Here is a 26015-nt window from a genome sequence, read left to right as displayed (position 1 = left end):
TCAAGTTGAGAGTGGGGTATATATAGTTAAAATATTTTAAAAACGCTACGGTACTGCTTGTATAGTTTTTTTGCAGCCTCTGTCTGCGTAGGCTCAGCAAGCAAGAAAAAACTATACAAGCAGCGTGTGGTGTATCGATATTACTTTTCATTGACTATAGTTATCAAAAAGACATAAAAAAACCGCTTATCAATTAAGATAAACGGTCATATGACATTTACTCAGCGAAACGCTAATTATAGCTGCGCTTGCACGTAATCAATGGCTTTTTGAACAGTCGTTAATTCTGCTGAATCTTCATCAGGAATCGTGATGCCAAAGTCGCTTTCGAATGACATAACCAATTCAACTAGGTCTAATGAATCAGCACCTAAGTCTTCCATGAATGAAGCATCGTTGTTGATATCTTCAACGTTCATACCTAATTGTTCCGCTACGGCAGATTTAACTCTTAGCTCGATATCATTACTCATGTAGATTTCTCCTTTTTGATCTATTATTTTGACAAATTGCCATCGTGTTTTGATAAAGCACCATGGCAATATATATAAAATGGGCTGGTCAAATTATCATGGCTGTCAGAGTGCCTGATAACAAATTATACATTTTGACGGATGTCTGTTAAAACCTAGCTATCATACAGGGCTTTGACAAAAAAGTATTCGCCATTATAGCACCCTTTATTATAGTTTACACTCGTTCACAGAGTTTTTTATTATCAGTATGTAACGCCCACACAGTTCAGTTATTGCAAGTATTGCAGCTAGGATTCAAATCCTAACCATTACATGTACATGCCACCATTGACAGGAATAACAGCGCCGGTGATATAGCTGGCCTCATCACCTGCTAAGAAAAATACGGCTGCGGCTATGTCTTCTGGCTGGCCAAGGCGGCTAATCGGTACCGCATCAAGCATTGAATTGAGTAAGCGCTCATCAAGCTCATCGGTCATATCGGTTTCAATAAGGCCTGGAGCGACACAGTTAATCGTTACTTGTCGTGAGCCGATTTCGCGCGCCAGCGTCCGACTAAACCCTTCAACGCCCGCTTTAGTGGCAGCATAGTTAGATTGACCTGCATTGCCCATTTGTGCAACCACAGAGGTGATATTGATGATACGGCCACGGCGCGCTTTCATCATACCGCGTACCGCTCGCTTACTCATACGATAAACCGAAGTCAGATTGGTATCGACAACATTGTCCCAATCTTCATCTTTCATACGCATCAATAAGCCATCCTGGGTAATACCGGCGTTATTGACCAGTACTTGCACGGCGCCGTAAACGCTTTCGATCTCTTCAAACAGCTTATCAATCTGCGCCGTATCGCGCACATCTAACACACGTCCAATACCGCCACTGTCATTTAGGTAATCTTCGATAAGCGCTGCGCCTTTTTCGGTGGTAGCGGTGCCAATGACAAAGTGCCCTTCTTTGGCAAAACGTTTGGCAACGGCTTTACCAATACCGCGGCTCGCGCCCGTCACCAGTGTAATCGTACGGCTCATGATAATACCTCCATCAATTTATCTAATCGGGCGGGCTTGTCGGTCGGATAGCTGGCAATAGGGTGCGCCTGACGCTTAGCCAAGTTGCTGAGAACATTTCCGCTACCGCATTCGATTAATATGTTAATTTGTTTGTCCGCCAGTTCTTGCATGGTTTTTGACCAGAGGACGGGTTCACTTAACTGCTCGGTTAATGCTTGCTTGATAGCGACTGCATTGCTTTCAACGCGGGCATGACGGTTTTGAATTACGGGAATGGCCGCTTGATCGAACTGAATGGCCGCCAACTCGTCAGCCAAGGCACTGGTCGCAGGTTCCATAAGGGCACAATGCGACGGCACACTAACCTTTAATGGGATGGCTTTTTTGCCGGTATTTTGTACTTTATCAATCACCGCATTGACGCCTGCAGCATTACCTGAAACCACCACTTGACCTGGACTATTGAAGTTTGCGGCCCCAACAATAGCGTTATCAACATGTTCGGTTGCTTGCTCACATAAGTTTTCGACGCGGTGATCTTCAAGGCCCAGCACCGCGGCCATTGCCGTATCGACACCAACCACCGCCTCTTGCATCAACTGACCACGTTTATGCACCAGCTTTACCGCATCCGCAAGGGATATCACCCCAGCAGCACACAAGGCGCTATACTCGCCCAGCGAGTGACCCGCTAAGTAACAAGGCTTATCTTCTATTTTTTGTTGTAGGATGCGCCAAATTGCCATGCTAGCCGTTAATAATGCTGGCTGGGTGTATTGAGTCTGGTTAAGTTTGTCCTCGTCCTGACAGATTGCCCATAAATCTTCGCCAAGCGCAGCGCTCGCTTCAGTAAAAGTATCACGAATTTCAGGGTACGTTTCGGCAAGCTCACTGAGCATACCGACAACTTGCGAACCTTGCCCTGGGAACAGGACGGCAATACGGGTGGGTTGTTTTTTTATCATATCGGGTACAGAGGCCATAACCAATATTCCTTATTTAATTGGAAATACCCCTAAATGAATGGGGTTTATTATAATATTAAAGACTAATGAGAAGGTTTATTCTAGGAGCATTTGCTATCATTATTCCTTTAAGACAGCTGATTGCTATTAAACTATACACTGATGCAGACAATTAGCATAGCCGTCAAAAATCTGAAGGTCTAAAATGAGGTATTTCTAAAACCTATACCTGATAAAAAATGCATAACAAAAAGCCAAGTTATCTAGCCTCATAATATATGATAGCGAAATAACTTGGCTTTCGTTTACTCAAACTGCTTGCGCGATAATAACTGTGTAAAATCAACGATAGTCATCAGAACTACCATCATTTTGCACCAACCATCAATGAGCAAATAACTTAAGCGTCTTGACTAACTTTGAAAAGCTGGCGACCACGATAGAAACCATCTTTAGTCATGTGATGACGACGATGTTTTTCACCAGTAGTAGCGTCGATGCTTAATTCAGCCACTTCCATACGATGATGTGAACGGCGCATGTCACGACGAGAACGACTTTTACGACTTTTTTGAACAGCCATGATATAGCTCCTATACTTAAAAGGGTTAAGCTTGAAATTCAGCTTTAATCGATACCGACAGAGGCTATATAATCACCACAACCTAAGTCTTACGCATCATTAGTTAAATAGATTGCCACACGTATTAAAGTGCTGACTACGTCTAAAATCTATAGTTCGTTTGCGAAGCCAGCTTCTCTCTGCCAGCGGCAGGTTGCTAGAATGCAATAAACGGGACATTATACGCATGTTTAGCGAATTAATAAAGCCCTGCTTTTCACTCTTGGGCAAAAAGCTGATAAAAGGTGGAAAGTAACGATTTACCGACGTTATACTGCCAATTATTCGGCTATAACTTGCCTTTTAACGAAGCTAACGCCGCAAAAGGATTTTCACTTTCCTCTTCTTCTGGAATGTCACCAAACTGCTCAACGCTCATCTCACAATCATCATGTTTTGGCGCCATCGGCGTTTTTAGTAAAATCTCATCTTCGATCAATTTTTTAAACGGTAATAAACGCTCTGGGGCAGGCTCAGTGATAATTTCATCAAGCAATAGATAATCCTGCTCTTCACCAACCAAGCGCACTTGGCTCTCATTATCAAGTAGGGCGATATCGTAATCATCGGTCAAATCGATAGCGACGGGTTGCAAGCAGCGCTGGCAGGTCAACCATACCTCACCCGTTAAGGTAAAAGATAAATGCAACACGTTATTGTGGCGATATAGATCGGCTTTAAGCTGAAGGTTTGACTGCTCATGCTCGGTCGTCAATATGGCATCGAGGCGCTCAAAAGAACGCGGCGCAACCTGTCCCGACCATTCAAAACCGCTGTCTTCCCACTTACTTAAAGAAATATCTTCTGGCAAGTTGGACGACATCGCAGCTGCTGTTTTGTCAGCCTGAAGCGCTGACGGCTTGTTTATTGGAGTGCTTGACATGCGCGGCCTCATTCATCAAAAACGGTGTATAATATTGCCTGCCATACTAACGGAAAGCGCCGTTTAGCGCTAGGGCTAGTATGTTAAGATTTTTTGAACCTGATTTCAGCAATAATTCCAGCACTGTTTTAAGCACTGATTTTGATAGCAGTCTTTGTACTGGTTTCTCCTCTTTCTTCATATTACTTTTCGTCTATACAAAGCTCTCTCTGTTTCACTTATTTTATTTGGTTAATATTTTTATATGATATCGCCTGTTGTTGCTCCTAACTTTTCTCGCTTGCTTACTGCGTCTGACGCCAAACAGTTGCTAAAACGCCTAAATTCATTAGAAAGTAAAAAATCTGCTGCGCCCATAAATCCTATCGCACAGTTACCGCTGCAAGAATTGTCAGAACAATGGCAACAACTTATTCACGCTCCACTTATAAACAGTGCTGAGGATAAGGAAAAAGTGGCGACCGATTGGCTGATAAACTTATTTAATATGCTATTTTCTCATCAACAAGTTATCCTCGTGCGCGGTGATAGCGAACCAGAATACTTTCCTGCCAAGGATAATGAGGCCGCACGCATTGAGTTTGCCCATGGTTTCTTTCAAAGCGCCTTGCATGAGCTAAGCCACTGGTGCGTCGCTGGCAAAGAACGTAGAAGGCTAAGCGACTTTGGTTACTGGTACGCTCCTGATGGGCGCACAAAGGCGCAGCAACAGGCGTTTGAGCGCGTAGAGATTAAACCACAAGCATTAGAATGCTTATTTACTTTAGCGTGCAATCGTAACTTTCAAGTATCACAAGACAATCTGTTTGCTGACTTTGATACCAGCAGCAGCACCTTTGCACAAGACGTGTATCAGCAAGCTAAAAACTATATTACCGACCCGCACACCCTGCCGCGCGACGCTAAGACGTTATTGCAGGCGTTATTACGTATTTGTACTGCTGATTAATTTAGAAATATTCCTTTGCTTAGTTCCTTAGCGCTTACTTATCTTTGTTAAGCCAGCATTTATAGCGTTAACGTTTCCCTACTCATATTAACGCCTTGCTAATAAACTTATATTTGCTTTACGTTATACTATCTTAATAATAGCCCTATCTCAGTAGCAACGCTATCTTTTGATAGCGTTAATCAAAAAGTGCACTATTAAGGTTAATCAAATCAAACAAGTTTATCTGTTAGAAAATTCCGTATAAAGAAATCTATAATTATAAAATAAGGAACCATTATGCAAGTATTTTACATTCATCCCGACAACCCGCAGCCGCGGCTTATTGAACAAGCGGCGGACTTATTACGCGGTGATCAACTGCTTATCTACCCTACCGATACCAGTTATGCGTTTGGTTGCCGTTTGGGCGCCAAAGACGCGCTAGAGAAACTAAAACATATCCGTGAGCTTGACGATAAACACCAATTTACCTTGTTATGCCGCGATTTGAGTGAAATTGCCAACTATGCCACGGTGGATAATGTACAATTTAAACAGCTAAAAGCGCATACCCCGGCGCCGATTACCTTTATTTTAAACGCCACCAAAGACGTTCCTAAAAAATTGGCCCATCCTAAGAAAAAAACCATCGGCATACGGGTACCAAGTAACCCCATTGCACAAGCACTGCTAGCAGCGATGGACGAGCCTATTCTAACCAGCTCCTTAATATTACCGCATCGCGATGAGATATTGGACGATCCCTTTGAAATCGAGGAACTACTTGGTAGCCAACTGGATGGTTTAATCAACGCAGGTATTAAGACCACCAAGCTGACTACCATCGTAGATATGACCAGTAAACAGCCTGAGATTGTCAGACAAGGTGCTGCTGACGTCAGCTCGCTGGTGTCATAAATAAAAGCTTTTATAAATAAACACGCATAAAAAAAGCTCCAAATAATTGGAGCTTTTTTATTATAAGACTTTATTACACAATTCTATTACACGATGAGCGTATAAAATTAGTCGCGATCAACCAATTCTACATAAGCCATTGGCGCATTGTCACCATCACGGTAACCGCATTTTACGATACGCAAATAACCACCTGGACGCGCTTGGTAACGAGGACCTAGCGTGCCAAATAATTTGCCTACCATAGCTTTGCTACGCATACGGCTAAATGCCAAACGGCGATTAGCAACGCTGTCTTCTTTAGCCAAAGTGATCAATGGCTCAGCAACACGGCGCAATTCTTTTGCTTTTGGTAAAGTTGTTTTGATCAGTTCATGCTCAAATAATGAGTTGGTCATGTTCTGAAACATTGCCTTACGATGACTGCCGGTACGACCCAGCTTGACTCCACTCTTACGATGGCGCATAGTCAAAAATCCTTAAAGTTTAACGGCTACGATAAGAAAAGCGATCATCAACACGAAGGTCAGCTGGTGGCCAGTTATCTAGGCGCATTCCGAGCTCTAAATCTTTAGACGCTAATACGTCCTTGATTTCCGTCAATGATTTCTTACCAAGATTTGGGGTTTTTAGAAGTTCAGTCTCTGAACGCTGTACCAAATCACCGATATAGTAAATGTTTTCAGCTTTCAAGCAGTTGGCTGAGCGAACCGTTAGTTCAAGATCGTCCACAGGGCGTAAAAGCACCGGATCAACCTCTTCTTTTTCTTTCACAGGCTCAGGCGCTTCTTCAGCTTCTAGGTCAACAAAGATAGAAATCTGTTGTTGTAAAATAGTGGCTGCTTTACGAATTGCTTCTTCTGGATCGATAGTGCCATTAGTTTCAAGCTCGATGATAAGACGATCAAGATCGGTACGTTGTTCTACACGTGCGTTCTCAACCTGATAAGCAACACGTAGTACTGGACTAAAACTTGCATCAAGTTTTAAGCGTCCAATCGCTTTAGTGTCGCCATCTTCACGGCGCTGGTTTGCTGGCTCATATCCACGACCCATTACCACACGCAAACGCATCTTAAGATGACCACGATCGCTTAATGTACCCAATACCAAGTCTGGATTGATAATGTCGACATTATGCGGCAACGTGATGTCTGCAGCAGTAATAGTGCCTGGACCTTGTTTATCCAAGGTCAAGAATACTTCATTTTGGTCATGAAGCGTGATTGCCAAGCCTTTTAAGTTTAAAAGCAAATCAAGCACGTCTTCTTGTAGTCCTTCAAGCGTTGAGTATTCATGGTCAACACCATCAATCTCAGCTTCAATGACTGCAGCACCAGGTAATGAAGATAACAAGATGCGACGTAAGGCATTACCTAAGGTATGCCCAAAGCCGCGTTCTAACGGTTCGAGCGTGACTTTCGCAATCGTTTCATTAACCGTATCCACGTTAATGGCGTTCGGCGTTAGAAACTCAGTTGCACTTAGCATCATGATGTCACCTCGATTTATTAAACTGGTTTAATGAACGTTGATAGCTCAATGCTATTTTTATAACATCGAGCAGTACGTTACTTACTTAGAGTATAGCTCAACGATCAAGCTTTCGTTGATTTCAGCAGGTAGATCAATGCGATCAGGCGCTTGTTTAAACGTGCCTTGTAGTTTGCTGTGGTCAACGTCTAGCCATTCTGGAATACCACGTTGTGTCGCTAGTTCAATAGCGTTTTTAATACGTAGTTGTTCGCGAGACTTCTCACGGATAGCGACGACATCACCATCTTGCAACTGAATTGATGGAATGTTCACACGAACAAACTCATCACGGCCAGCTTTTTTTACCATAACAGTGCGATGGCTAACGAGCTGACGCGCTTCAGCGCGAGTTGAGCCAAAGCCCATGCGATAAACGACGTTATCAAGACGACTCTCAAGCATCGCTAGTAGGTTTTCGCCAGTAGCGCCACGCTTACGAGCGGCTTCTTTATAGTAGTTTGCAAACTGACGCTCTAATACACCGTAGATACGCTTAACTTTTTGTTTTTCGCGTAACTGTAGAGAATATTCTGAGCTCTTATTACGGCTAACACCATGTTGACCAGGTGGACGAGCCGCTTTTTTCGTTTTTACGTCATATGGTTTAACACCAGACTTAAGGCCTAAGTCTGTACCTTCACGACGTGATAATTTGAGTTTTGGTCCAATATAACGGGCCATTGTTATGTCTCCTATAAGCTCTTATGATAAAAAGCTTCGTCTTTAATATTAGACGCGGCGCTTTTTCGGCGCACGGCAACCATTGTGTGGGATTGGGGTTACATCAGAGATGCTGTTAACTTTATAACCCAATGCACCAAGTGCTCTTACCGCAGACTCACGACCCGGTCCTGGTCCTTTGACCAAAACGTCGATATTCTTAACACCGTATTCTTGAGCTGCTTTACCAGCAACTTCAGCTGCAACCTGAGCTGCAAAGGGTGTAGATTTACGTGAACCACGGAAGCCTTGTCCACCTGAAGTGGCCCAAGCCAGTGCATTACCTTGACGATCGGTAATCGTAACAATGGTGTTATTAAAAGACGCATGGATATGGGCAACGCCCTCCGATACTGAACGACGAGTCACTTTTTTGCGACTACGAGTGTCTTTAGCCATCTTTTAGCTTCCTAAGTTAATTATTTTTTAAGAGGGCGTGTCGGACCCTTGCGAGTACGAGCGTTGTTCTTGGTATTCTGACCTCTAACTGGTAGGTTACGACGATGGCGGATACCACGGTAACAACCAAGATCAACCAAGCGCTTGATATTCATTGACACTTCACGACGAAGATCACCTTCAGTCATGTAATTTGCAACTTGTGCACGGATAGCATCTAACTGTGTATCATCTAACTGGCTAACTTTAGTAGTAGGGGCAATGCCAACTGCTTCTAAGATTTTCTGAGCAGTGGTACGACCTATACCAAAGATATAAGTTAGTGAAATAACAGCATGCTTATTATCCGGAATGTTTACGCCGGCAATACGAGCCATTGATTTCTCTCCATTAAAGAAAAATAAGCGTTATTTATCAATAAGGCGTTATTTTTCAGATTTGTTGCTGTCAATACCAAAGCTTTTATAATTTTTATCGCTGCTTCGACTTAACAAGTCTATTCATTGACCATTTATAAAAGATTTCGCATAAACTACGGCAAGTGGCGGATGATATCGCATCCGCCGTCATTTTTCAAGTGTTAATTTTATAAATAGGATAAGTTTAGCGCCTTATCCTATTAAGACATTAACCTTGACGTTGCTTGTGGCGAGGTTCTGCGGTACAAATAACATGTACACGGCCTTTACGGCGCACAACTTTACAGCTACCACAAATCTTTTTAACTGATGCTTGAACTTTCATAGCATACTCCTTTGAGATATCGTACCGCTCATTTAAGATTGAGTGGGCGATTGAATTAATGTCTGATCATGATATTGATGGGTCATCAAATGCGCTTGGATTTGCGAGATGAAGTCCATTACTACAACCACCATAATCAGTAATGACGTACCACCAAGTTGAAACGGTACACCAAACGATGACTGCACGACCATTGGCATTAAACAAATAACCGTCATATACATCGCGCCAATAAAGGTCAGTCGGTTTAATACATGATCAAGGTAACGCTGAGTTTGTTGTCCGGGGCGAATACCTGGGATATACGCACCACTACGTTTAAGGTTTTCGGCGACTTCACGCGGACTAAATACCAATGCCGTGTAAAAGTAACAGAAGAAAATAATCATTGCACCAAACAGAACCAAATATAGCGGCTGTCCTGGAGACAACACTAATGCCATATTTTGTAATATCTTTTGGGTAAAGGTAGGATCAGCAGACTGACCCACCCACTGCCCCAAACTTGCTGGGAACAACAATAACGAGCTGGCAAAAATGGCGGGAATAACCCCGGCCATGTTTAGCTTAAGCGGCAAGTGTGACTGCTGCTGAGCATAAATTTTGCGCCCTTGTTGTTGTTTTTGGGCATAGTTTACCGGAACACGGCGCTGCGCACGTTCAATATAAACGATACCAGCAGTCACTGCGACGCCTAACAATACAAAGATAAAAAGCACAATCAAGTTCATTTGCCCTTGATTGACCTGTTCGATAGACTGCGAAATCATACCTGGCGTACCAGCCACAATACTCGCAAAAATGAGCATTGAGATACCATTACCTACGCCGCGCTCTGTAATCTGCTCACCAAGCCACATTAAGAACATAGCGCCTGCTACCAGTGAGGTAACCGCTGGAATATAAAACGTCAAACCAGTAGATAAGGTAAGATTCTGACTGATTAAGCCAGCACACATTCCTAATGACTGTACCAGCGCTAATCCAAGCGTGCCTTGACGGGTGTACTTGTTTAGCTTACGTCGTCCCGCTTCGCCTTCTTTTTTGAGGGCTTCAAGCGATGGCAACACTGCAGACATCATTTGTACAATAATCGATGCTGAGATATATGGCATGATACCAAGCGCCATGATGGACATACGCTCTAGTGCACCACCTGAGAACATGTTAAACATGCTCAAAATGGTATTTTCGTTGCGCGAAAACAGATCAGCCAAATTAACCGGATTGATACCCGGTACAGGAATATGCGACCCTAAACGATAAACAATCAATGCGCCGATTAAGAATAATAAACGCGTCCATAATTCATCATACTTACGTATAAATGCAAATGGATTGAGCGGTATACCAGTCGATGACATTGATTGTTTTGACACGTTATTACTCCTCGATGCTACCACCAGCAGCTTCGATTGCTTGCTTGGCGCCTTTAGTCACTTTGATACCTTTAAAAGTATAAGCTTTAGTGACTTCGCCTGACAACATAATACGCACGCGTTTCATGTCATGACGGATAACGTTAGCTGCTTTTAATGTTTCAATGCTAACCACATCGCCTTCGACTTTGTTCAGTTCAGACAGACGAACTTCAGCAGTTGTCATCGCCATTTTACTGGTGAAGCCAAATTTTGGTAGGCGACGATATAAAGGCATTTGACCACCTTCAAATCCTGAGCGAATGCTAGAACCTGAGCGCGATTTTTGACCTTTTACACCGCGACCACCGGTTTTGCCAAGACCTGAACCGATACCACGACCACGACGTTGGGCAGTTTTTTTCGCGCCAACACCTGGTGATAATTCATTTAATCTAAGTCCCATTACGCTTCCTCCACTTTTACCATGTAGTTGACGCGATTGACCATACCACGGGTTGAAGGAGTATCTTCTACTTCAACAGTATGACCAATACGGCGTAAACCCAATCCTTTCAAGCTCGCTTTGTGGCTCTTGAGGCGATGGGCACCCGATTTAAATTGAGTGACTTTCATTTTTTTCATCGTAACTCACCTAGTTTCTAAGTTAACCCAAGATTTCGTCTACAGATTTACCACGTTTTGCTGCCATCTTTTCTGGAGTTGACATATCACGTAAACCGTTGAACGTTGCACGTACAACGTTTGCCGTGTTGGTAGAACCATGAGATTTCGTTAAAACGTCTTTAACACCGGCAACTTCTAATACCGCACGCATTGCGCCACCAGCGATTACGCCAGTACCTTCAGATGCAGGCTGCATGTAGACTTTACTAGCACCATGACGCGCTTTGATCGGATGGAACAAGGTTGCACCATCAAGCTCAACAGTAATCATGTTGCGCTTAGCAGCTTCTAGAGCTTTTTGGATAGCAGCTGGCACTTCACGTGCTTTACCACGACCAAAACCAACACGGCCATTGCCATCGCCCACTACGGTTAGCGCAGTGAAAGAGAAAATACGACCACCTTTAACCACTTTTGCAACGCGATCAACGGTAACTAAGCGTTCTACTAGACCGTCAGTCTGTTCATTTTTATCATTTTTATCATTTCTAGCCATGATTAAAACTCCAATCCGTTTTCGCGAGCAGCTTCAGCTAAAGCTTTTACTCGACCATGATATTTAAAACCACTACGGTCAAAGGCAACTTTAGTAATACCAGCTGCTTTTGCGCGTTCTGCGATCAATTGGCCCACAGACGTCGCTGCATCAACGTTACCAGTCGCACCTGAACGTAAGCTGCTGTCTAAGGTAGATGCCTGAGCAATCACTTCACCACCGTTCGGAGAGATAATTTGGGCATAGATGTGTCTTGGGGTGCGGTTAACCGTTAAGCGATTAACGCCTAAGAAACGGATGTGCGCACGGGTTTTCTTTGCTCGACGTAGACGAGCTGCTTTTTTATCAAACATTTCAACTCACCTTATTTTTTCTTGGCTTCTTTGCGAATCACATGCTCGTCACTATAACGAATACCTTTACCTTTATAAGGCTCTGGTGGGCGGAAAGCGCGGATATTAGCCGCTGCTTGACCAAGCTGCTGCTTATCGTTTGATTTTAAAACGATTTCAGTTTGCGATGGCGTTTCAGCTGACACACCTTCAGGTAGCGTATATTCTACTGGATGTGAGTAACCAACGTTTAACGTTACTTTATTACCAGTAGCTTGAGCGCGATAACCAACACCAATAAGTTGAAGGCGTTTTTTGAACCCTTCATTGACGCCTATTACTAAGTTGTTTAGTAAAGAGCGCATGGTGCCAGTATGCATCATGGCTTCTTTTGAATCGGCTGCAGGTGAGAGAAGAATTGCATCATCTTCCTGTTTTAGCTCGACCAATTCATGCAGGCGTAAAGACATATTGCCATTTTTGCCTTTAACTTCGACCTGCCGATCGTTCAAAGTAACACTTACGCCGCTAGGCAGTGCTACTGGGGCTTTAGCCACACGAGACATAGGAATATTCCTTAAAAAAATTAACTTGCTTTTATTAGCGAAAAAACTAACAGGCTAAAAAGCGTGTTAGTTTAGCATAATTGACTGCATTAGGCACCCATCAATGTTAAAAAATATTTATTATAAAATTGATAAGTACCCAATGATGATCAAGTAGACTTTATCGTCGCGTTACCGCTAGCAATGATTACTAATTAGGCAACGAATGCAACGATTTCACCACCGATACCAGCAGCGCGTGCAGCACGATCGCTCATGATACCTTGGCTCGTTGATACGATAGCAACACCCATACCTTGTTTAACAGTAGGGATAGCGTCTTTACCGCGGTGCTGGCGTAAACCAGGACGGCTATAACGTTGAATCATTTCGATGACAGGGCGGCCTTCGAAGTATTTCAATTCGATGGTTAACGTTGCTTTGTTGTTGTCTTCTTCAGTCACAACAGCGCTGGCTACATAACCTTCACTCACCAATAGGTCAGCGATTGATTTACGTAGTTTAGAGCTCGGCATTGCTACCGATACTTTATTAGCCATTTGTGCGTTACGAATACGGGTTAGCATATCCCCAACGGTATCTTGCATACTCATATCGTTACTCCTTACCAGCTTGCTTTACGAACACCAGGCACATCGCCTTGCATGACACGCTCACGCAGCATATTGCGTGATAAGCCAAACTTGCGGAAGTAACCGTGAGGACGACCTGTGATAGCACAACGGTTGCGCAGACGTACTGGTGAGGCATTGCGTGGTAGCGCTTGTAGCTCTAACATCGCGTCCATACGCTCTTCGTCTGATGCGTTGATATCACTGATAATTTCTTTTAGCTTGATACGCTTTTCAGCATACTTAGCAACCATTTTTTCGCGTTTTAATTCGCGGTTAATCATGCTCTTCTTTGCCATAACGTCTTTACCTTATTTAAATGGGAAGCCGAATGCTTTAAGCAACGCACGACCTTCTTCATCAGTACCAGCTGACGTGGTGATGGTCACATCCATACCGCGGATACGATCAATCTTGTCAAAATCTACTTCTGGGAATACGATTTGTTCTTTGATACCCAATGAGTAGTTGCCACGTCCGTCAAAGGCTTTAGGTGAAAAACCGCGGAAATCACGAATACGAGGAATTGCAATGGCAATGAGACGATCTAAAAATTCGTACATTTGCTCACCGCGTAGCGTTACTTTACAGCCAATTGGCCATTCTTCACGAATCTTAAAGCCAGCAACTGATTTGCGCGCTTTAGTGACGACAGGTTTTTGACCGGCGATTGCGGTCATGTCAGCTACTGCACCTTCAAGCAATTTTTTGTCTTGAGCTGCGCCGCCTACACCCATGTTAAGTGTGATTTTAGTGATTTTAGGCACTTGCATCACATTCGCCAAACCAAGCTCTTCTTTGATTTGCTGCTTTAATTCTTCGTTATATAAAGATTTTAATCTTGCCATTACCATTACACCCTTAGTGTCTTACGCAGTCGCCACTACTTCACCGTTCGAACGATAGACGCGTTGTTTTTTGCCGTCTTCATCGAACTGATAAGTAATACGATCAGCTTTTTGGGTTTGCGCATTTAATATTGCGACATTTGAGATATGCAAAAAAGCTTCTTGCTTAACAATACCACCCTCGCTACCAGTTGCCTGGTTTGGCTTCTGATGTTTGGTGACAATATTAATGCCTTCGACTTTAATACGATCGTTTTTTACAGCTAGTACAGTACCTTGTTTGCCTTTGTCTTTCCCAGCAATCACGATAACTGTATCGCCTTTACGTAATTTTGACATGGATTACCTCACAATACTTCTGGTGCTAGTGATACAATTTTCATAAACTGATCACCACGTAGTTCACGAGTTACCGGTCCAAAAATACGAGTTGCTATCGGTGCTTTGTTTTGGTTTAACAATACCGCAGCATTGTCATCAAAACGCAGAACTGAACCATCAGGACGACGAACGCCTTTTTTGGTACGTACAACTACAGCATTCATCACGTCGCCTTTTTTGACACGACCACGCGGAATGGCTTCTTTAACCGTTACTTTAATAATGTCGCCAACTGATGCATAACGACGATGAGAGCCACCCAGTACTTTAATGCACTGAACTCGTCTTGCACCGCTATTGTCTGCAACTTCCAGCATCGATTCAACCTGAATCATAGCGTTACTCCACACGTATGAGCAATAAAAACCAGTTGCTGCCGCTAGCACAGTATGAGTAGTCGGCATTTTAATAATAATAACCGCTGCTACTCTTAATGTGAGTGATATACGCTCGGCGCAATCAGCATCCTTAAAAAGGCGGCTATTTTAACAGCTTCTGGCTTTTAATGCAATTTACTTAGATTTTTTCTACTTTTTCAACCACATCAACCAAAGTCCAAGACTTAGTTTTTGAGATTGGACGCGTTTCTTTGATGCGGACAAGGTCGCCTTGTTGGCAAACGTTATTCTCATCATGGGCTTTGATTTTTGTAGAACGACGAAGCTGTTTGCCATATAAAGGATGACGAACCAGACGCTCAATCAAAACCGTGATGGACTTGTCCATCTTGTCGCTGACAACTCGTCCTGTCAATACGCTAGCGTTAGCTGTTTGATTGTTATCGCTCATGAGTCGCCTCGTTGTTTCTCGTTAATCAAAGTCTGAATCTGAGCAATCGTACGACGATTGCTTCTGACTTCATGGGTATTACCCAACTGACCAGTTGCTTTAGCCATACGAATACGGAAAGCATCAAGTTGCTTTTCATCAAGTAACTGAGTCAGTTCTTCTAATGATTTATCACGTAATTCACTGATCTTCATTACATTATCGTCCGCTTAACAATGGTAGTTTTAAAGGGCAGTTTTGCTGCAGCAAGCGTTAACGCTTCGCGAGCAAGTTCTTCTGAAACCCCTTCGAGTTCATATAGCACTTTACCAGGTTTGATTTCGCATACCCAATACTCGACTGGACCTTTACCTTTACCCATACGTACTTCTAATGGTTTGTTGGTAATAGGCTTGTCTGGGAAGACACGAATCCAAATCTTACCGCCACGCTTAATTTTACGAGTGATGGTACGACGTGCTGCTTCAATTTGACGGGCAGTCATACGACCACGAGTCAACGATTTTAGACCAATTTGTCCGAATGCAACGGTGCTTCCACGATGAGCAAGACCTGTGTTACGACCTTTGTGCATTTTACGAAACTTGGTACGTTTTGGCTGTAACATAGTTTAACCTCTGTCTGAGTTTCGACGGTTTCCGTTTCCACGACCACGGCGTTTTGGCGCACGAGGCTTCTCTTCGTTGACGGGATTATAAACGCTGTTCATACCGTCAAGGATTTCGCCACGGAAAATCCAAACTTTTACACCGATAGTGCCGTAAGTTGTCTCTGCACGAATTGACGCGTAGTCAATATCAGCGCGGAGTGTATGCAATGGCACACGACCTTCACGGTACCATTCAGTACGAGCAATCTCAGCACCGCCAAGACGGCCAGACAGCTCAACTTTAATACCTTTAGCACCAGAGCGCATGCTGTTCTGTACTGCGCGTTTCATCGCACGGCGGAACATAACACGGCGCTCAAGCTGGCTGCCGATACCGTCTGCTACCAAACGTGCATCAAGATCAGGTGATGTGATTTCTTCAATGTTGACCTGAGCAGGTACGCCCATGATTTTGGTCAATTCTTTTTGAAGTCTTTCGATATCTTCGCCTTTTTTGCCGATAACGATACCAGGGCGCGCAGTGGCGATGGTAATTTTAGCAGCACCAGTAGGACGCTCTATCATGATGTTGCTGATCATCGCGCTGTCTAGTTTTTTGCGTAGATACTCACGAACTTGAATGTCGTTGATGAGGTATTCTGAGTATTGTTTAGGGTTAGCATACCAGTTTGCGTTATGCTTTTTGACAACACCAAGACGAATTCCGATTGGATGTACTTTTTGACCCATAACTTATTCTCCTACCTTTATAGTGATGTGACAAGTGCGCTTACTGATACGATCAGCGCGACCTTTAGCACGTGGTAGGATACGTTTTAGCGTAATGCCTTCATCAACATAGATGGTTGATACTTTAAGCGTATCAATATCTAAACCGTTGTTGTGTTCGGCATTGGCGATGGCTGAGTCAAGACATTTCTTAACGAACACAGCGCCTTTTTTATTACTATACGTTAGGATATCCAAAGCACGCTCGATAGATTTGCCACGAACTTCATCAGCAACGAGTCTAACTTTTTGTGCCGATATGGCGGCACCGCGTAATTTTGCAGTTACTTCCATGGTAAGCACCTTATCTCTTAGCTTTTTTGTCAATGCCATGACCACGATATGTACGAGTCGGGGCAAATTCACCTAGTTTATGACCAACCATCTGCTCGCTTACGATAACCGGTACATGAGTACGGCCGTTGTGAACAGATAAGGTTAGGCCAACCATTTGTGGCAAAATCATCGAGCGGCGCGACCAAGTTTTAATTGGTTTGCGTGAGTTGGTGTCTAATGCATTCTCAACTTTAGCAAATAAGTGCGCGTCTATGAATGGACCTTTTTTCAATGAACGAGGCATGAAACTCTTCCTTTATTTCTTCTTGGCGCGGCGGCGGATGATCATACTGTCAGTACGCTTATTATGACGCGTTTTAAGTCCTTTCGACTTCTGACCCCAAGGGCTGGTTGGATGGCGACCTTTGTTACGACCTTCACCACCACCATGTGGGTGATCAACCGGGTTCATAGCGACACCACGAACAGAAGGACGAACACCGCGCCAACGTGAAGCACCGGCTTTACCAAGTGATTTCAAGTTGTTTTCAGTGTTAGAAACTTCACCAATAACAGCACGGCAGTTCACGTGTACGCGGCGAGTTTCACCTGAACGTAGACGTAGAATAGCATAAATACCGTCACGACCTAATAGCTGAACACTGGCACCCGCAGAGCGAGCCATCTGTGCACCTTTACCGATTTTAAGCTCGATATTGTGAATCACAGTACCCAATGGGATGTTTTTTAGCGGTAGGCAGTTACCTGGACGGATTGGAGAGTTCTCTCCTGACATAACGGTATCACCAACTGCTTGTTTTTTAGCAGCAATGATATAGCGACGTTCGCCATCAGCGTACTTAAGTAAAGCAATGTGTGCAGTACGGTTTGGATCGTATTCAATACGCTCAACCACAGCTGGGATATTGTCTTTAGTACGTTTGAAATCGATAACGCGATAATGATGCTTATGACCACCACCGATATGACGAGTTGTTATGCGACCGTTATTATTACGACCACCTGACTTACCTTTTGATTCGACAAGTGCTGCAAACGGACGACCTTTGTAAAGGTGTGGATGCACCACTTTTTCAACAAAACGACGGCCTGGTGATGTTGGCTTTGCTTTTACGATAGGCATGAGTGTAATCCTTATTCGTTGTTCGCTGTTTCACTAGTAGAAGCAGTCGTATTTGCGACTTCTTCACCAGCATCAGCCATTTGTACATCTTGACCAGCTTTTAAGGTAACATAGGCTTTTTTATAGTCGTTACGACGGCCGATACTTTTACCAAAACGCTTTGTCTTACCTTTAACATTCAAAGTGTTTACTTTAGTAACTTCAACACCTTCAAACATCAACTCAACTGCTTTTTTGACTTCAAGCTTAGTAGCGTTAGAATCAACTTTAAATACCTGCACACCAAGTGAGTCGCCAAGCATTTGAGATTTTTCTGAGAATACAGGCCCTCTTAAGACCTGATAAAGTCTTGCGTTATTCATGCTAGTGCTTCCTCAAATTGTTTCGCAGCTTCAACTGACATGATTACTTTATCAAAAGCAATCAAGCTCACTGGATCCACTTCGTTTGTACCAAGTACATTGACGTGTGGAATGTTGCGCGCAGCTAAGTATAAGTTTTCGTCAACTTCTTTGGTGACGATGAGTGCACGAGGTGCATTAAGCTCATTTAACTTTGCAATCAGCTCTTTGGTCTTAGGGCCAGAAACGCTTAGCTCTTCAACCAAAATCAAACGCTCTTGACGAATCAATTCGGCTAGGATGCACTGCATCGCACCGCGATACATTTTGCGGTTCACTTTCTGTGACCAATCTTGTGGTTTGGCTGCGAATGCACGACCACCAGAACGCCAAATTGGGCTACGAATAGAACCTGCACGAGCGCGACCAGTACCTTTTTGGCGCCATGGCTTGATGCCACCGCCAGAAACTTCGGCACGGGTTTTTTGAGCGCGTGTACCTTGACGGCTACCTGCAAGATATGCGGTGACGACCTGATGCACTAATGCTTCGTTGAATTCACGACCGAAAGCCGTATCAGAAAGCTCAACTGCCGCCCCTGTAACTGTTTTTAAATCCACGTTAATCCCCTTGCTTAGGCTTTGACTGACGGACGTACGATGACATCGCCACCGGTGGCACCAGGGATTGCACCCTTGATGACAAGTAACCCTTTTTCAACATCAACCGATATCACTTCTAGGCCCTGGACGGTAACGCGTTTGTTACCCATTTGACCTGGCATTTTTTTGCCTTTGAAGACTTTACCTGGTGACTGGTTTTGACCAGTTGAACCAAGGACACGGTGAGAAACTGAGTTACCATGAGTGGCATCTTGCATGCTAAAGTTGTGACGCTTTACGCCGCCTTGAAAGCCTTTACCTTTACTCTGTCCTGTGACATCTACAATCTGACCTTGTTCGAACAAGTCAGCTAGGATCTCACCACCAATCTCACGACCTTCAAGATCGCTGTCATTGGCACGAAATTCCCATACACCACGACCAGCTGCAACGCCAGCTTTCGCGAAGTGACCTTTTTGTGCAGCAGTTACGCGGCTGTCACGACGAGTACCTGTGGTAACTTGAATGGCTTGATAGCCATCTACTTCAGTATTTTTTACTTGAGTAATGCGGTTAGCATGGACCTCAACCACTGTGACAGGGATAGATTCGCCTGCTTCAGTGAAGATACGGGTCATGCCGCATTTTTTACCGACTAAACCGATCGCCATTTTAGACCTCTTTATATCTTATATTAATGGGTTGGGTGTGTAATGTGCATTAACCCAAAGCAATTTGAACGTCAACACCCGCCGCTAAGTCTAACTTCATTAGCGCATCCACAGTTTTGTCGGTAGGCTGAACGATATCAACCATACGCTTATGAGTACGGATTTCGTACTGGTCACGAGCGTCTTTATTAACGTGTGGAGAGGTTAGAACGTTGAAGCGCTCAATGCGAGTCGGCAACGGTACAGGACCACAAACTTGCGCACCGGTGCGCTTTGCAGTATCAACAATCTCTTGTGCAGATTGATCAATCAAACGATGATCAAAAGACTTAAGACGGATACGGATTCTCTGGTTAGCCATGCCAGCAAGCTCCTAATATGTGCTTTTGTCATTCTTATTTTGAAGATATGAGCAAAAGCCGTTTGGTTAAATATTCACTTTAAGCGGCCTTCTGTTCTTAACCAGAATGAGTTCTTTACCGGAACTTATAGCGTGCCAAAAGCAAAATAGTTTAAAGCCCCGCCGACCCTTCCGTTATAGGATGTCAGCAAAGGCATAATGAAATAGTGCTAGAAACGATGCTCTAGCTGTCATAGCGCCAGCTGTTTAATTGGCTGCGCATATATAATTCAGTGGTGTGTATTATACATAGTATTTCACTCATTGCAAGAGTAATATCGGCGGTGTTTTGAGATATTACCCTTTATAAACAAGCCTTTTTACCTACAATATCATTCTTTAAAATTTAGCTAAACCTTTCAATAGTGGCCACCATTTTGGTCTAGCGCTAGTCTAAAACGATGTCATACTGCTCTTGGGTATAGAGGTTTTCTACGTCAAATGTAATGACTCTACCCAATAGATATTCTAGTTCCGCCACGGTATCTGATTCTGAGGTCAACAGTAAATCAATCACGGCGGCATGGGCGACCACGGTGAATTTCTTCGGCGAGTTGTAAGTACGGGCACAGCGCATGATTTCGCGAAATATCTCAAAGCAAACGGTTTCAGCCGTTTTCACAAAGCCGCGGCCTTGACAGGTTGAGCATGGTTCACAAAGCTGCTGACCAAGTGATTCACGGGTGCGTTTACGCGTCATCTCAACCAGTCCAAGCTCACTGACTTGGGTGATTTTGGTTTTGGCGTAGTCTTGCGCTAGTTGCGCTTGCAGGCTCTCTAGAATGTCGTCTTTATGCTGCTGCTCAAGCATGTCGATGAAATCTAGGATAATGATGCCGCCAAGATTACGCAAACGTAGCTGGCGCGCGATGGCATGAGTGGCTTCAAGATTGGTTTTATAAACCGTATCCTCTAGCGAGCGTCCGCCGACAAAGGAGCCAGTATTGACATCAATCGTCGTCATGGCTTCGGTTTGATCGATAATCAAGTAGCCGCCCGACTTTAAATCAACCCGGCGCTTTAGGGCATCACGCAAATCGTCTTCAACGCGGTGAACATCAAACAATGACGGCTCTGCGGTGTAATGTACAATACGGTCATATATAAAAGGCACAAATTCTTTGGCAAAGTAGCGCACTTGCTCATAGATTTGCGCATTATCAATCACCACTTTTTCGGTATCGGCATGTACCAAGTCACGGATGGAGCGTAGCGGCAGCGATAATTCTTGATAAATAAGCTCAGAGCTTTGGTTTGGTCTGGTTTCTTGACGACGGGCGCAAATGGTGCGCCATAGCTGCAATAGATAGTAAATGTCTTCTTCAAGTTTATCGACGGGCACGCGCTCAGCTGCCGTACGCGCAATCAGTCCGCCTTTGAGATTGACCGTCTGCATCAGGCTAGCCAGTTCCGTTTTTAGCCGTGTGCGCTCATCAATGCCGTCGATACGCTGTGAGATGCCAATATGGTCGCTCGATGGTAGATACACCAAATAACGCGATGGCAGCGATATATTGGTGGTTAAGCGGGCACCTTTGCTACCGAGCTGGTCTTTGGTGACTTGTACTAAGATACGCTGGCCTTCATGCAGCCGATGTTGGATAAGGGTTTTTGAAACGGCTACGACCTCGGTACTTTGTGCACTAACAACGGGCGGCGTCACCGCCAAATCATCCGCAGAGGCTTCTATAATAGAGCGTTCATTAGCGGTATTTTCTGAGGTCTTGTGCTTATCTTCATTGACGGGACGCGGCTCGCGCTGCATGTCATTAACATGTAAAAATGCGGTGCGCGACTGGCCAATATCGACAAAGGCTGCCTGCATACCAGGAAGCACCCGTACTACCGTGCCCAAATAAATGTTGCCGACCAAACCCAGTTTATGATGACGCTCGATATAAATTTCGCCCAAGACACCGTTATCCAACACGGCGACGCGCGATTCCATGGGACTAATATTAATCAGCAGCTCTTCGGACATAATATTTTCTCTTATCACTCAGTTTTCTTGTGAAGCGTTCATCGTTTGGTAGCCTCACAGTGTACCAAATGCACCTTGTGTTTGCCCATTATCCTAGCGTGTCATTATGTGCAGAGAGTTAAATCGAGCTGCTGCTAATCTCACTTAAAGTCGCCCGTTTAACCGCTCGTAATTAAATGCGCTCTACTCTCACCGCTTTGCTTGTTAAGTATTTAAACTTTTTTATTAGTGTCAGCATCTGTGATATTTTTAATTAACGCCAACGTTTGCGCAAGCGGTAACCCAACCACATTGGTATAGCTGCCATTGATACGGCTGACCCATGCCGCGCCCAAACCTTGAATGCCATAGCCACCAGCTTTATCGGCAGGCTCGCCACTGTCCCAGTAATTACGCATCATCTCTTCGGTTAAGGGTACAAAGGTCACTTCGGTGCGCTCAGTGATTTGTTGCTGATTCACGATTTGCCATACTGGCTCATGAGTTGGGTTGTTAGCCGCTTTAGAAGTCAATGACACAAAAGTTGCTTGTACCGCTGTCCATACTTGGTGAGTATTATCCGACATCTGCTGCCACATGCGATAAGCATCTTCACGGCTATCAGGCTTAACCAATACCGTTTTGCCATCGGCTAAGACGCCGATGGTATCAGCGGTTAAAATAATAAAGGACTCAGATAAATCAGCGCAATCAGCATGGTTAGCTTTTAATTCTTTATTTAACTGTTTTAGCGCGGCCTCTGCTTTGGTAGCAACCATACGTTCAATATAAACTTTAGGCGCTTCATTAGCATGCGGCGTTTCATCAATATCGACGCTCATGACCGTAAAGTCTAGTTGCGCCCTTGTCAGCAGCTCACGGCGACGCGGCGAGCCAGACGCTAAAATGAGGTTCATTGTTTTCTCTTATTTTATCAATTTGTGGTTTTGCAGCTTTTTGGTTTTACAGGCAAATGGTATACAAAGCTAGCGAGCAAATTTGCGTAATGTTAATAGCACCAATGGCCAACTGATAATACTCATGAATAACGACAGTGCAGATTGCGCGACAAAGGTGTTTTGGATAAATAGCTGTAGTATCCATAAGCTGACTTGGAAAACAATCAATCCAAGACTTGCTATAAGCCAAGCGCTAATCGTATTAAGCTGTCTGATATAAATACTGGTGACTTTTATCATCAGTGCCACCATCACCGCCGCAAAGGCTTGCTGACCTAAGTGGGTATCCATTAATAAATCGGCGATAACACCGATAGCAAAGGCGCTAAAAACCCCGACATAACGCGGCTGAAACAGTAACCAAAAGATGAGCACCATGACCATAATCATCGGGCGCAGTGTTGCCATACTTGGACTTAAAGGATAAACACTCAGCGATGAGGCGACAATAAAGCTTAGTATAATCAAGGCAGGGAGCACCCCAGTTGCATTATCAGAATCCGCATATGCCATGAATACTTACCTTTAGCGAGAGTTTAGCAGCAGCTATGTAATAGTTAATTCAGTATTGAAGGGGATAACTATGCTGGTTAACAAAGTAACTTTCGACGATAATTTATTATCTTATCTGTCTGTCCATACGCCTATGCTATAAACAATGAAGCGCTATGCAGCTTACGAATAAGCTAGCAAGGTATTATTGTTCTTTAATACCCGCATTTTTTTTATTGACCAACTTATCTTGCAGTATCAACACATAAGCATTGTCGATAAAATTTGCCGCTGGCGTGACTTCAATGCTTCGAAAGTTATCCTCCTGCGTGTCTTCAATGTGCGCAATACGACCAACGCGGTAGCCCGCGGGAATACGGCCGCCTAAGCCTGATGACACCAGCTCATCGCCGACGCGCACATCCGAGGTTTTAAAAACGTAGTTGAGGCGTAATGAAGTTGGTATGCCTTCACCGGTAACAATAGCACGCTGACCAGTGCGTTTGACCGTCACGGCAACGGACTGCTGCTCATCGGTAATCAGCAACAAACGACTGGTATTGGGGTAGACATTAATAATCTGACCTAAGATGCCCACTTCATCGATGACCGTTTGACCGACTTGCACGCCATCTTGCTGACCTTTATTGAGCACCACAATTTGCCTGAGCAGATTGGTGTCAGTACCAATTACTTGCGCTAGGTTTAAATCAAACTGTTCGGGGCGCGTGGTCGATAAAATACCTTGCAGGCGCGCATTTTGCGCCAAGATATAATCTTGCTGCTGCAGTTTGGCTTGGGCATGAATAAGCTGCGTTTTTAGCTGCATATTTTCGCGGCGTAGCGCCTCTTTTGATTGTAAGCTGCCACTTGACCAGTGTTTTGCGTAACTTGGTAATAACGATAGCTCATAAATAGGCTGCATCGCGGCATGCGTGGTCGAGCGTATCGGCTTAAACCATTCAAGATTTTTGCTATCAACCCACATCAAGACTAGCGCCACTATCAATACAATAGCAGTCTTACGAAGCGCGAGCGGCTGGCGAGCAAAAATACTTGGTATCATAATTGGTCTAATCTAGAGGTTTTAATATGAGCTATGGCTGGCACTTGGCATAACAGCAAAAAATATCAGCATATATCGTCGGTTCGCAATAAAAACGATACGTTAATAGCCGCGTGTGACTGCTACCGTACTGATACGTCATTTTGGCATGGGTAAATGTCATTAAAGGCAACCTTATTGGCTACCTTTAATAGGATAAAACGATTTTTGTAATCGACCACTCGATATAACTCTGGCTTTAAGCAAGCAAGGCAAATATAGCCATGCCTGCTGAATGAGCTTTAAACAAAAATCATATTTAGACTTTTGTTGTTGATAAAATCAAGCGCAATACCACCGCCGCGGCTTACGCAGGTCAATGGCTCTTCTGCAACGGTCACAGGCAGACCGGTTTCTTTAGAGATCAGTTTATCTAAATCACGCAGCAACGCCCCGCCACCCGTTAAGACAATACCGCGCTCAGCGATATCTGATGACAGCTCAGGTGGCGTTTGTTCAAGCGCTGCCTTTACCGCACTCACAATGCCGCTTAATGGATCGCTTAGGGCTTTTTGCACTTCTTCTGAATTGACTGTAAACGTCTTTGGTACGCCTTCTGCCATACTACGACCACGAACTTCGACCTCTAATTGACTGTCTTCATTTAACGCCGAACCTACTTCTTGCTTGATACGCTCAGCGGTGGTTTCACCAATCACGCAGCCATGCGTACGGCGCACATGAGTAATAATCGCTTCATCAAACATATCGCCGCCAATACGAATCGACTCGGCATAAACGCAGCCTGATAGTGCGATGACAGCAATCTCAGTGGTGCCACCACCGATATCAACGACCATCGAACCACTGGCTTCATGCACGGGCATGCCAGCACCGATTGCCGCGGCCATTGGCTCTTCGAGCAACAATACTTTGCTCGCGCCCGCTGACGATACCGCTTCACGAATCGCTTTACGCTCAACCAACGTCGATTTGCATGGCACACAAACCACCACGTTAGGCTGCGCCATAAAACGCTTGGCTTTTACCTTAGTGATAAAGTGCTTGAGCATCTTTTGCGTCACTTCAAAGTCTGCAATCACGCCATCTTTTAAGGGGCGGATAGCCGTAATATTGGCAGGCGTACGTCCCAGCATCTGTTTGGCATCAATACCAACGGCGGCAACAGTAGGGTTTTGGGTACGATTACTTCGTAGCGCGACTACGGTTGGCTCGTCGAGCACCACCCCTTTACCAGGAATAAAAATAAGGGTGTTCGCAGTACCGAGGTCGATTGCGATATTATTTGATAAAAATCCAAACGGGTTCATGGCTAATATATCCAGCGTCTTACAAGTGAGGCGAATGAGGCGAACGAAATTGACCGAGGGTTACTCGTCAGTGTTGAGCAGGTCGTCGTTAGACATGACCTACGGCGCGAGTTTATCATCGCAGCAAGTCAAACC

40 protein-coding genes are annotated in these 26015 nt (G+C 44.3%); 2 read left to right on the top strand and 38 right to left on the bottom strand.

Translation table 11 applies throughout. From position 1 onward, the window contains the following. Positions 1-236 precede the first annotated feature (236 nt). The 5 genes from acpP to B4240_RS05265 all read right to left on the bottom strand — a co-directional run bounded on the left by acpP (position 237) and on the right by B4240_RS05265 (position 3965). Positions 237-473, bottom strand: coding sequence for an acyl carrier protein (gene acpP, locus B4240_RS05285; RefSeq protein ID WP_071003168.1), 237 nt, complete (start codon positions 471-473; stop codon positions 237-239). Positions 474-784: 311 nt separating this feature from the next. Continuing rightward, on the bottom strand, positions 785-1519 hold the full coding sequence (fabG, locus tag B4240_RS05280; RefSeq protein ID WP_296237192.1) for a 3-oxoacyl-ACP reductase FabG: 735 nt from the start codon (positions 1517-1519) through the stop codon (positions 785-787). Continuing rightward, positions 1510-2478 (bottom strand): ACP S-malonyltransferase, encoded by a 969-nt coding sequence (gene fabD / locus B4240_RS05275; protein ID WP_296237188.1) that lies wholly within the window; start codon positions 2476-2478, stop codon positions 1510-1512. The genes fabG and fabD overlap by 10 nt, the downstream gene beginning before the upstream one ends. A gap of 382 nt (positions 2479-2860) precedes the next feature. Then, positions 2861-3043 carry a 50S ribosomal protein L32 gene (rpmF, locus tag B4240_RS05270; RefSeq protein ID WP_068408434.1) on the bottom strand — a complete coding sequence of 61 codons (183 nt, stop codon included), beginning with the start codon at positions 3041-3043 and terminating at the stop codon, positions 2861-2863. 328 nt (positions 3044-3371) lie between these two features. Continuing rightward, positions 3372-3965, bottom strand: a complete 594-nt coding sequence (locus B4240_RS05265; protein WP_296237185.1) for a YceD family protein — start codon at positions 3963-3965, stop codon at positions 3372-3374. A 244-nt stretch (positions 3966-4209) separates the two neighbouring features. On the opposite strand from B4240_RS05265, the gene B4240_RS05260 reads away from it, so the two are divergent. Next, positions 4210-4914 carry an elongation factor P hydroxylase gene (locus B4240_RS05260; protein WP_296237183.1) on the top strand — a complete coding sequence of 235 codons (705 nt, stop codon included), beginning with the start codon at positions 4210-4212 and terminating at the stop codon, positions 4912-4914. 279 nt (positions 4915-5193) lie between these two features. Continuing rightward, positions 5194-5814: an L-threonylcarbamoyladenylate synthase gene (locus B4240_RS05255; protein ID WP_296237181.1), complete on the top strand. Its 621-nt coding sequence runs from the start codon at positions 5194-5196 to the stop codon at positions 5812-5814. A 107-nt stretch (positions 5815-5921) separates the two neighbouring features. Here the strand turns inward: B4240_RS05255 and rplQ are convergent, their stop codons facing one another. The 33 genes from rplQ to B4240_RS05090 form a co-directional block, all read right to left on the bottom strand. Further along, positions 5922-6281 carry a 50S ribosomal protein L17 gene (rplQ, locus tag B4240_RS05250; RefSeq protein ID WP_296237179.1) on the bottom strand — a complete coding sequence of 120 codons (360 nt, stop codon included), beginning with the start codon at positions 6279-6281 and terminating at the stop codon, positions 5922-5924. A gap of 19 nt (positions 6282-6300) precedes the next feature. Then, the gene (locus tag B4240_RS05245) at positions 6301-7308 is read right to left on the bottom strand and encodes a DNA-directed RNA polymerase subunit alpha (RefSeq protein WP_296237178.1); all 1008 of its coding nucleotides are present in this window, start codon (positions 7306-7308) and stop codon (positions 6301-6303) included. Between the two features lie 81 nt (positions 7309-7389). Continuing rightward, positions 7390-8031 (bottom strand): 30S ribosomal protein S4, encoded by a 642-nt coding sequence (gene rpsD, locus B4240_RS05240; RefSeq protein WP_068408447.1) that lies wholly within the window; start codon positions 8029-8031, stop codon positions 7390-7392. Between the two features lie 48 nt (positions 8032-8079). Further along, a complete protein-coding gene (gene rpsK, locus B4240_RS05235; RefSeq protein ID WP_058368279.1) occupies positions 8080-8469 on the bottom strand; it encodes a 30S ribosomal protein S11 in 390 nt (129 codons plus the stop codon). A gap of 20 nt (positions 8470-8489) precedes the next feature. After that, complete coding sequence (gene rpsM / locus B4240_RS05230) at positions 8490-8846, bottom strand: 30S ribosomal protein S13 (protein WP_296237175.1); 357 nt, start codon at positions 8844-8846, stop codon at positions 8490-8492. A 250-nt stretch (positions 8847-9096) separates the two neighbouring features. Then, entirely contained in the window at positions 9097-9213 is a 117-nt protein-coding gene (gene rpmJ, locus B4240_RS05225) for a 50S ribosomal protein L36 (protein WP_011279805.1), read from the bottom strand. 32 nt (positions 9214-9245) lie between these two features. Then, complete coding sequence (secY, locus tag B4240_RS05220) at positions 9246-10577, bottom strand: preprotein translocase subunit SecY (RefSeq protein ID WP_296237190.1); 1332 nt, start codon at positions 10575-10577, stop codon at positions 9246-9248. Between the two features lie 19 nt (positions 10578-10596). Then, a complete protein-coding gene (gene rplO / locus B4240_RS05215; protein ID WP_068408451.1) occupies positions 10597-11037 on the bottom strand; it encodes a 50S ribosomal protein L15 in 441 nt (146 codons plus the stop codon). After that, positions 11037-11216, bottom strand: coding sequence for a 50S ribosomal protein L30 (gene rpmD / locus B4240_RS05210; protein ID WP_068408453.1), 180 nt, complete (start codon positions 11214-11216; stop codon positions 11037-11039). The genes rplO and rpmD overlap by 1 nt, the downstream gene beginning before the upstream one ends. A 22-nt stretch (positions 11217-11238) precedes the next feature. Next, positions 11239-11754 carry a 30S ribosomal protein S5 gene (rpsE, locus tag B4240_RS05205; RefSeq protein WP_068408455.1) on the bottom strand — a complete coding sequence of 172 codons (516 nt, stop codon included), beginning with the start codon at positions 11752-11754 and terminating at the stop codon, positions 11239-11241. 2 nt (positions 11755-11756) lie between these two features. Continuing rightward, positions 11757-12107, bottom strand: coding sequence for a 50S ribosomal protein L18 (gene rplR, locus B4240_RS05200; RefSeq protein ID WP_068408457.1), 351 nt, complete (start codon positions 12105-12107; stop codon positions 11757-11759). An 11-nt stretch (positions 12108-12118) separates the two neighbouring features. Continuing rightward, positions 12119-12652, bottom strand: a complete 534-nt coding sequence (gene rplF, locus B4240_RS05195; RefSeq protein WP_296237173.1) for a 50S ribosomal protein L6 — start codon at positions 12650-12652, stop codon at positions 12119-12121. Between the two features lie 194 nt (positions 12653-12846). After that, the gene (gene rpsH / locus B4240_RS05190) at positions 12847-13245 is read right to left on the bottom strand and encodes a 30S ribosomal protein S8 (RefSeq protein WP_296237172.1); all 399 of its coding nucleotides are present in this window, start codon (positions 13243-13245) and stop codon (positions 12847-12849) included. Positions 13246-13256: 11 nt separating this feature from the next. Next, positions 13257-13562, bottom strand: a complete 306-nt coding sequence (gene rpsN, locus B4240_RS05185; protein ID WP_296237170.1) for a 30S ribosomal protein S14 — start codon at positions 13560-13562, stop codon at positions 13257-13259. 12 nt (positions 13563-13574) lie between these two features. Further along, positions 13575-14111 (bottom strand): 50S ribosomal protein L5, encoded by a 537-nt coding sequence (gene rplE, locus B4240_RS05180; RefSeq protein ID WP_296237169.1) that lies wholly within the window; start codon positions 14109-14111, stop codon positions 13575-13577. A 21-nt stretch (positions 14112-14132) separates the two neighbouring features. Next, entirely contained in the window at positions 14133-14450 is a 318-nt protein-coding gene (gene rplX / locus B4240_RS05175; protein ID WP_296237166.1) for a 50S ribosomal protein L24, read from the bottom strand. Between the two features lie 8 nt (positions 14451-14458). Continuing rightward, positions 14459-14827 (bottom strand): 50S ribosomal protein L14, encoded by a 369-nt coding sequence (gene rplN / locus B4240_RS05170; protein WP_010196702.1) that lies wholly within the window; start codon positions 14825-14827, stop codon positions 14459-14461. Between the two features lie 181 nt (positions 14828-15008). Then, a complete protein-coding gene (gene rpsQ / locus B4240_RS05165; protein ID WP_010196699.1) occupies positions 15009-15281 on the bottom strand; it encodes a 30S ribosomal protein S17 in 273 nt (90 codons plus the stop codon). Beyond that, positions 15278-15475, bottom strand: coding sequence for a 50S ribosomal protein L29 (gene rpmC, locus B4240_RS05160; RefSeq protein WP_068408469.1), 198 nt, complete (start codon positions 15473-15475; stop codon positions 15278-15280). Before rpmC ends, rpsQ begins: the two co-directional genes overlap by 4 nt. Next, positions 15475-15888, bottom strand: coding sequence for a 50S ribosomal protein L16 (rplP, locus tag B4240_RS05155; protein WP_068034608.1), 414 nt, complete (start codon positions 15886-15888; stop codon positions 15475-15477). Before rplP ends, rpmC begins: the two co-directional genes overlap by 1 nt. A gap of 3 nt (positions 15889-15891) precedes the next feature. Next, complete coding sequence (gene rpsC / locus B4240_RS05150) at positions 15892-16620, bottom strand: 30S ribosomal protein S3 (protein ID WP_296237162.1); 729 nt, start codon at positions 16618-16620, stop codon at positions 15892-15894. Positions 16621-16623: 3 nt separating this feature from the next. Further along, positions 16624-16953, bottom strand: a complete 330-nt coding sequence (rplV, locus tag B4240_RS05145) for a 50S ribosomal protein L22 (RefSeq protein WP_068408473.1) — start codon at positions 16951-16953, stop codon at positions 16624-16626. A 10-nt stretch (positions 16954-16963) separates the two neighbouring features. Continuing rightward, on the bottom strand, positions 16964-17239 hold the full coding sequence (rpsS, locus tag B4240_RS05140) for a 30S ribosomal protein S19 (protein ID WP_010196682.1): 276 nt from the start codon (positions 17237-17239) through the stop codon (positions 16964-16966). A gap of 12 nt (positions 17240-17251) precedes the next feature. Then, positions 17252-18079, bottom strand: a complete 828-nt coding sequence (gene rplB / locus B4240_RS05135; RefSeq protein ID WP_296237160.1) for a 50S ribosomal protein L2 — start codon at positions 18077-18079, stop codon at positions 17252-17254. A gap of 11 nt (positions 18080-18090) precedes the next feature. Then, the gene (rplW, locus tag B4240_RS05130) at positions 18091-18441 is read right to left on the bottom strand and encodes a 50S ribosomal protein L23 (protein WP_071003149.1); all 351 of its coding nucleotides are present in this window, start codon (positions 18439-18441) and stop codon (positions 18091-18093) included. Continuing rightward, positions 18438-19040, bottom strand: a complete 603-nt coding sequence (gene rplD / locus B4240_RS05125; protein ID WP_296237157.1) for a 50S ribosomal protein L4 — start codon at positions 19038-19040, stop codon at positions 18438-18440. Before rplD ends, rplW begins: the two co-directional genes overlap by 4 nt. Positions 19041-19054: 14 nt before the next feature. Continuing rightward, entirely contained in the window at positions 19055-19693 is a 639-nt protein-coding gene (gene rplC / locus B4240_RS05120; RefSeq protein ID WP_296237156.1) for a 50S ribosomal protein L3, read from the bottom strand. Positions 19694-19742: 49 nt separating this feature from the next. Continuing rightward, positions 19743-20054 (bottom strand): 30S ribosomal protein S10, encoded by a 312-nt coding sequence (gene rpsJ, locus B4240_RS05115; RefSeq protein ID WP_010196670.1) that lies wholly within the window; start codon positions 20052-20054, stop codon positions 19743-19745. 427 nt (positions 20055-20481) lie between these two features. Then, on the bottom strand, positions 20482-22074 hold the full coding sequence (locus tag B4240_RS05110; protein ID WP_296237155.1) for an Rne/Rng family ribonuclease: 1593 nt from the start codon (positions 22072-22074) through the stop codon (positions 20482-20484). Positions 22075-22286: 212 nt separating this feature from the next. Next, positions 22287-22970, bottom strand: coding sequence for a Maf family protein (locus B4240_RS05105; protein WP_296237154.1), 684 nt, complete (start codon positions 22968-22970; stop codon positions 22287-22289). Positions 22971-23039: 69 nt separating this feature from the next. After that, positions 23040-23525: a rod shape-determining protein MreD gene (mreD, locus tag B4240_RS05100; RefSeq protein ID WP_296237153.1), complete on the bottom strand. Its 486-nt coding sequence runs from the start codon at positions 23523-23525 to the stop codon at positions 23040-23042. A gap of 184 nt (positions 23526-23709) precedes the next feature. Then, positions 23710-24570, bottom strand: a complete 861-nt coding sequence (gene mreC, locus B4240_RS05095) for a rod shape-determining protein MreC (protein ID WP_296237152.1) — start codon at positions 24568-24570, stop codon at positions 23710-23712. A 281-nt stretch (positions 24571-24851) separates the two neighbouring features. Continuing rightward, complete coding sequence (locus B4240_RS05090) at positions 24852-25889, bottom strand: rod shape-determining protein (protein ID WP_414706782.1); 1038 nt, start codon at positions 25887-25889, stop codon at positions 24852-24854. Between the last annotated feature and the right edge of the window lie 126 nt (positions 25890-26015).

The organism is Psychrobacter sp. UBA5136 (assembly GCF_002414005.1).
GTDB lineage: Bacteria > Pseudomonadota > Gammaproteobacteria > Pseudomonadales > Moraxellaceae > Psychrobacter.
Note: the sequence above shows the minus strand (reverse complement) of the source record. Positions and strands in the feature narration are given on the sequence as shown.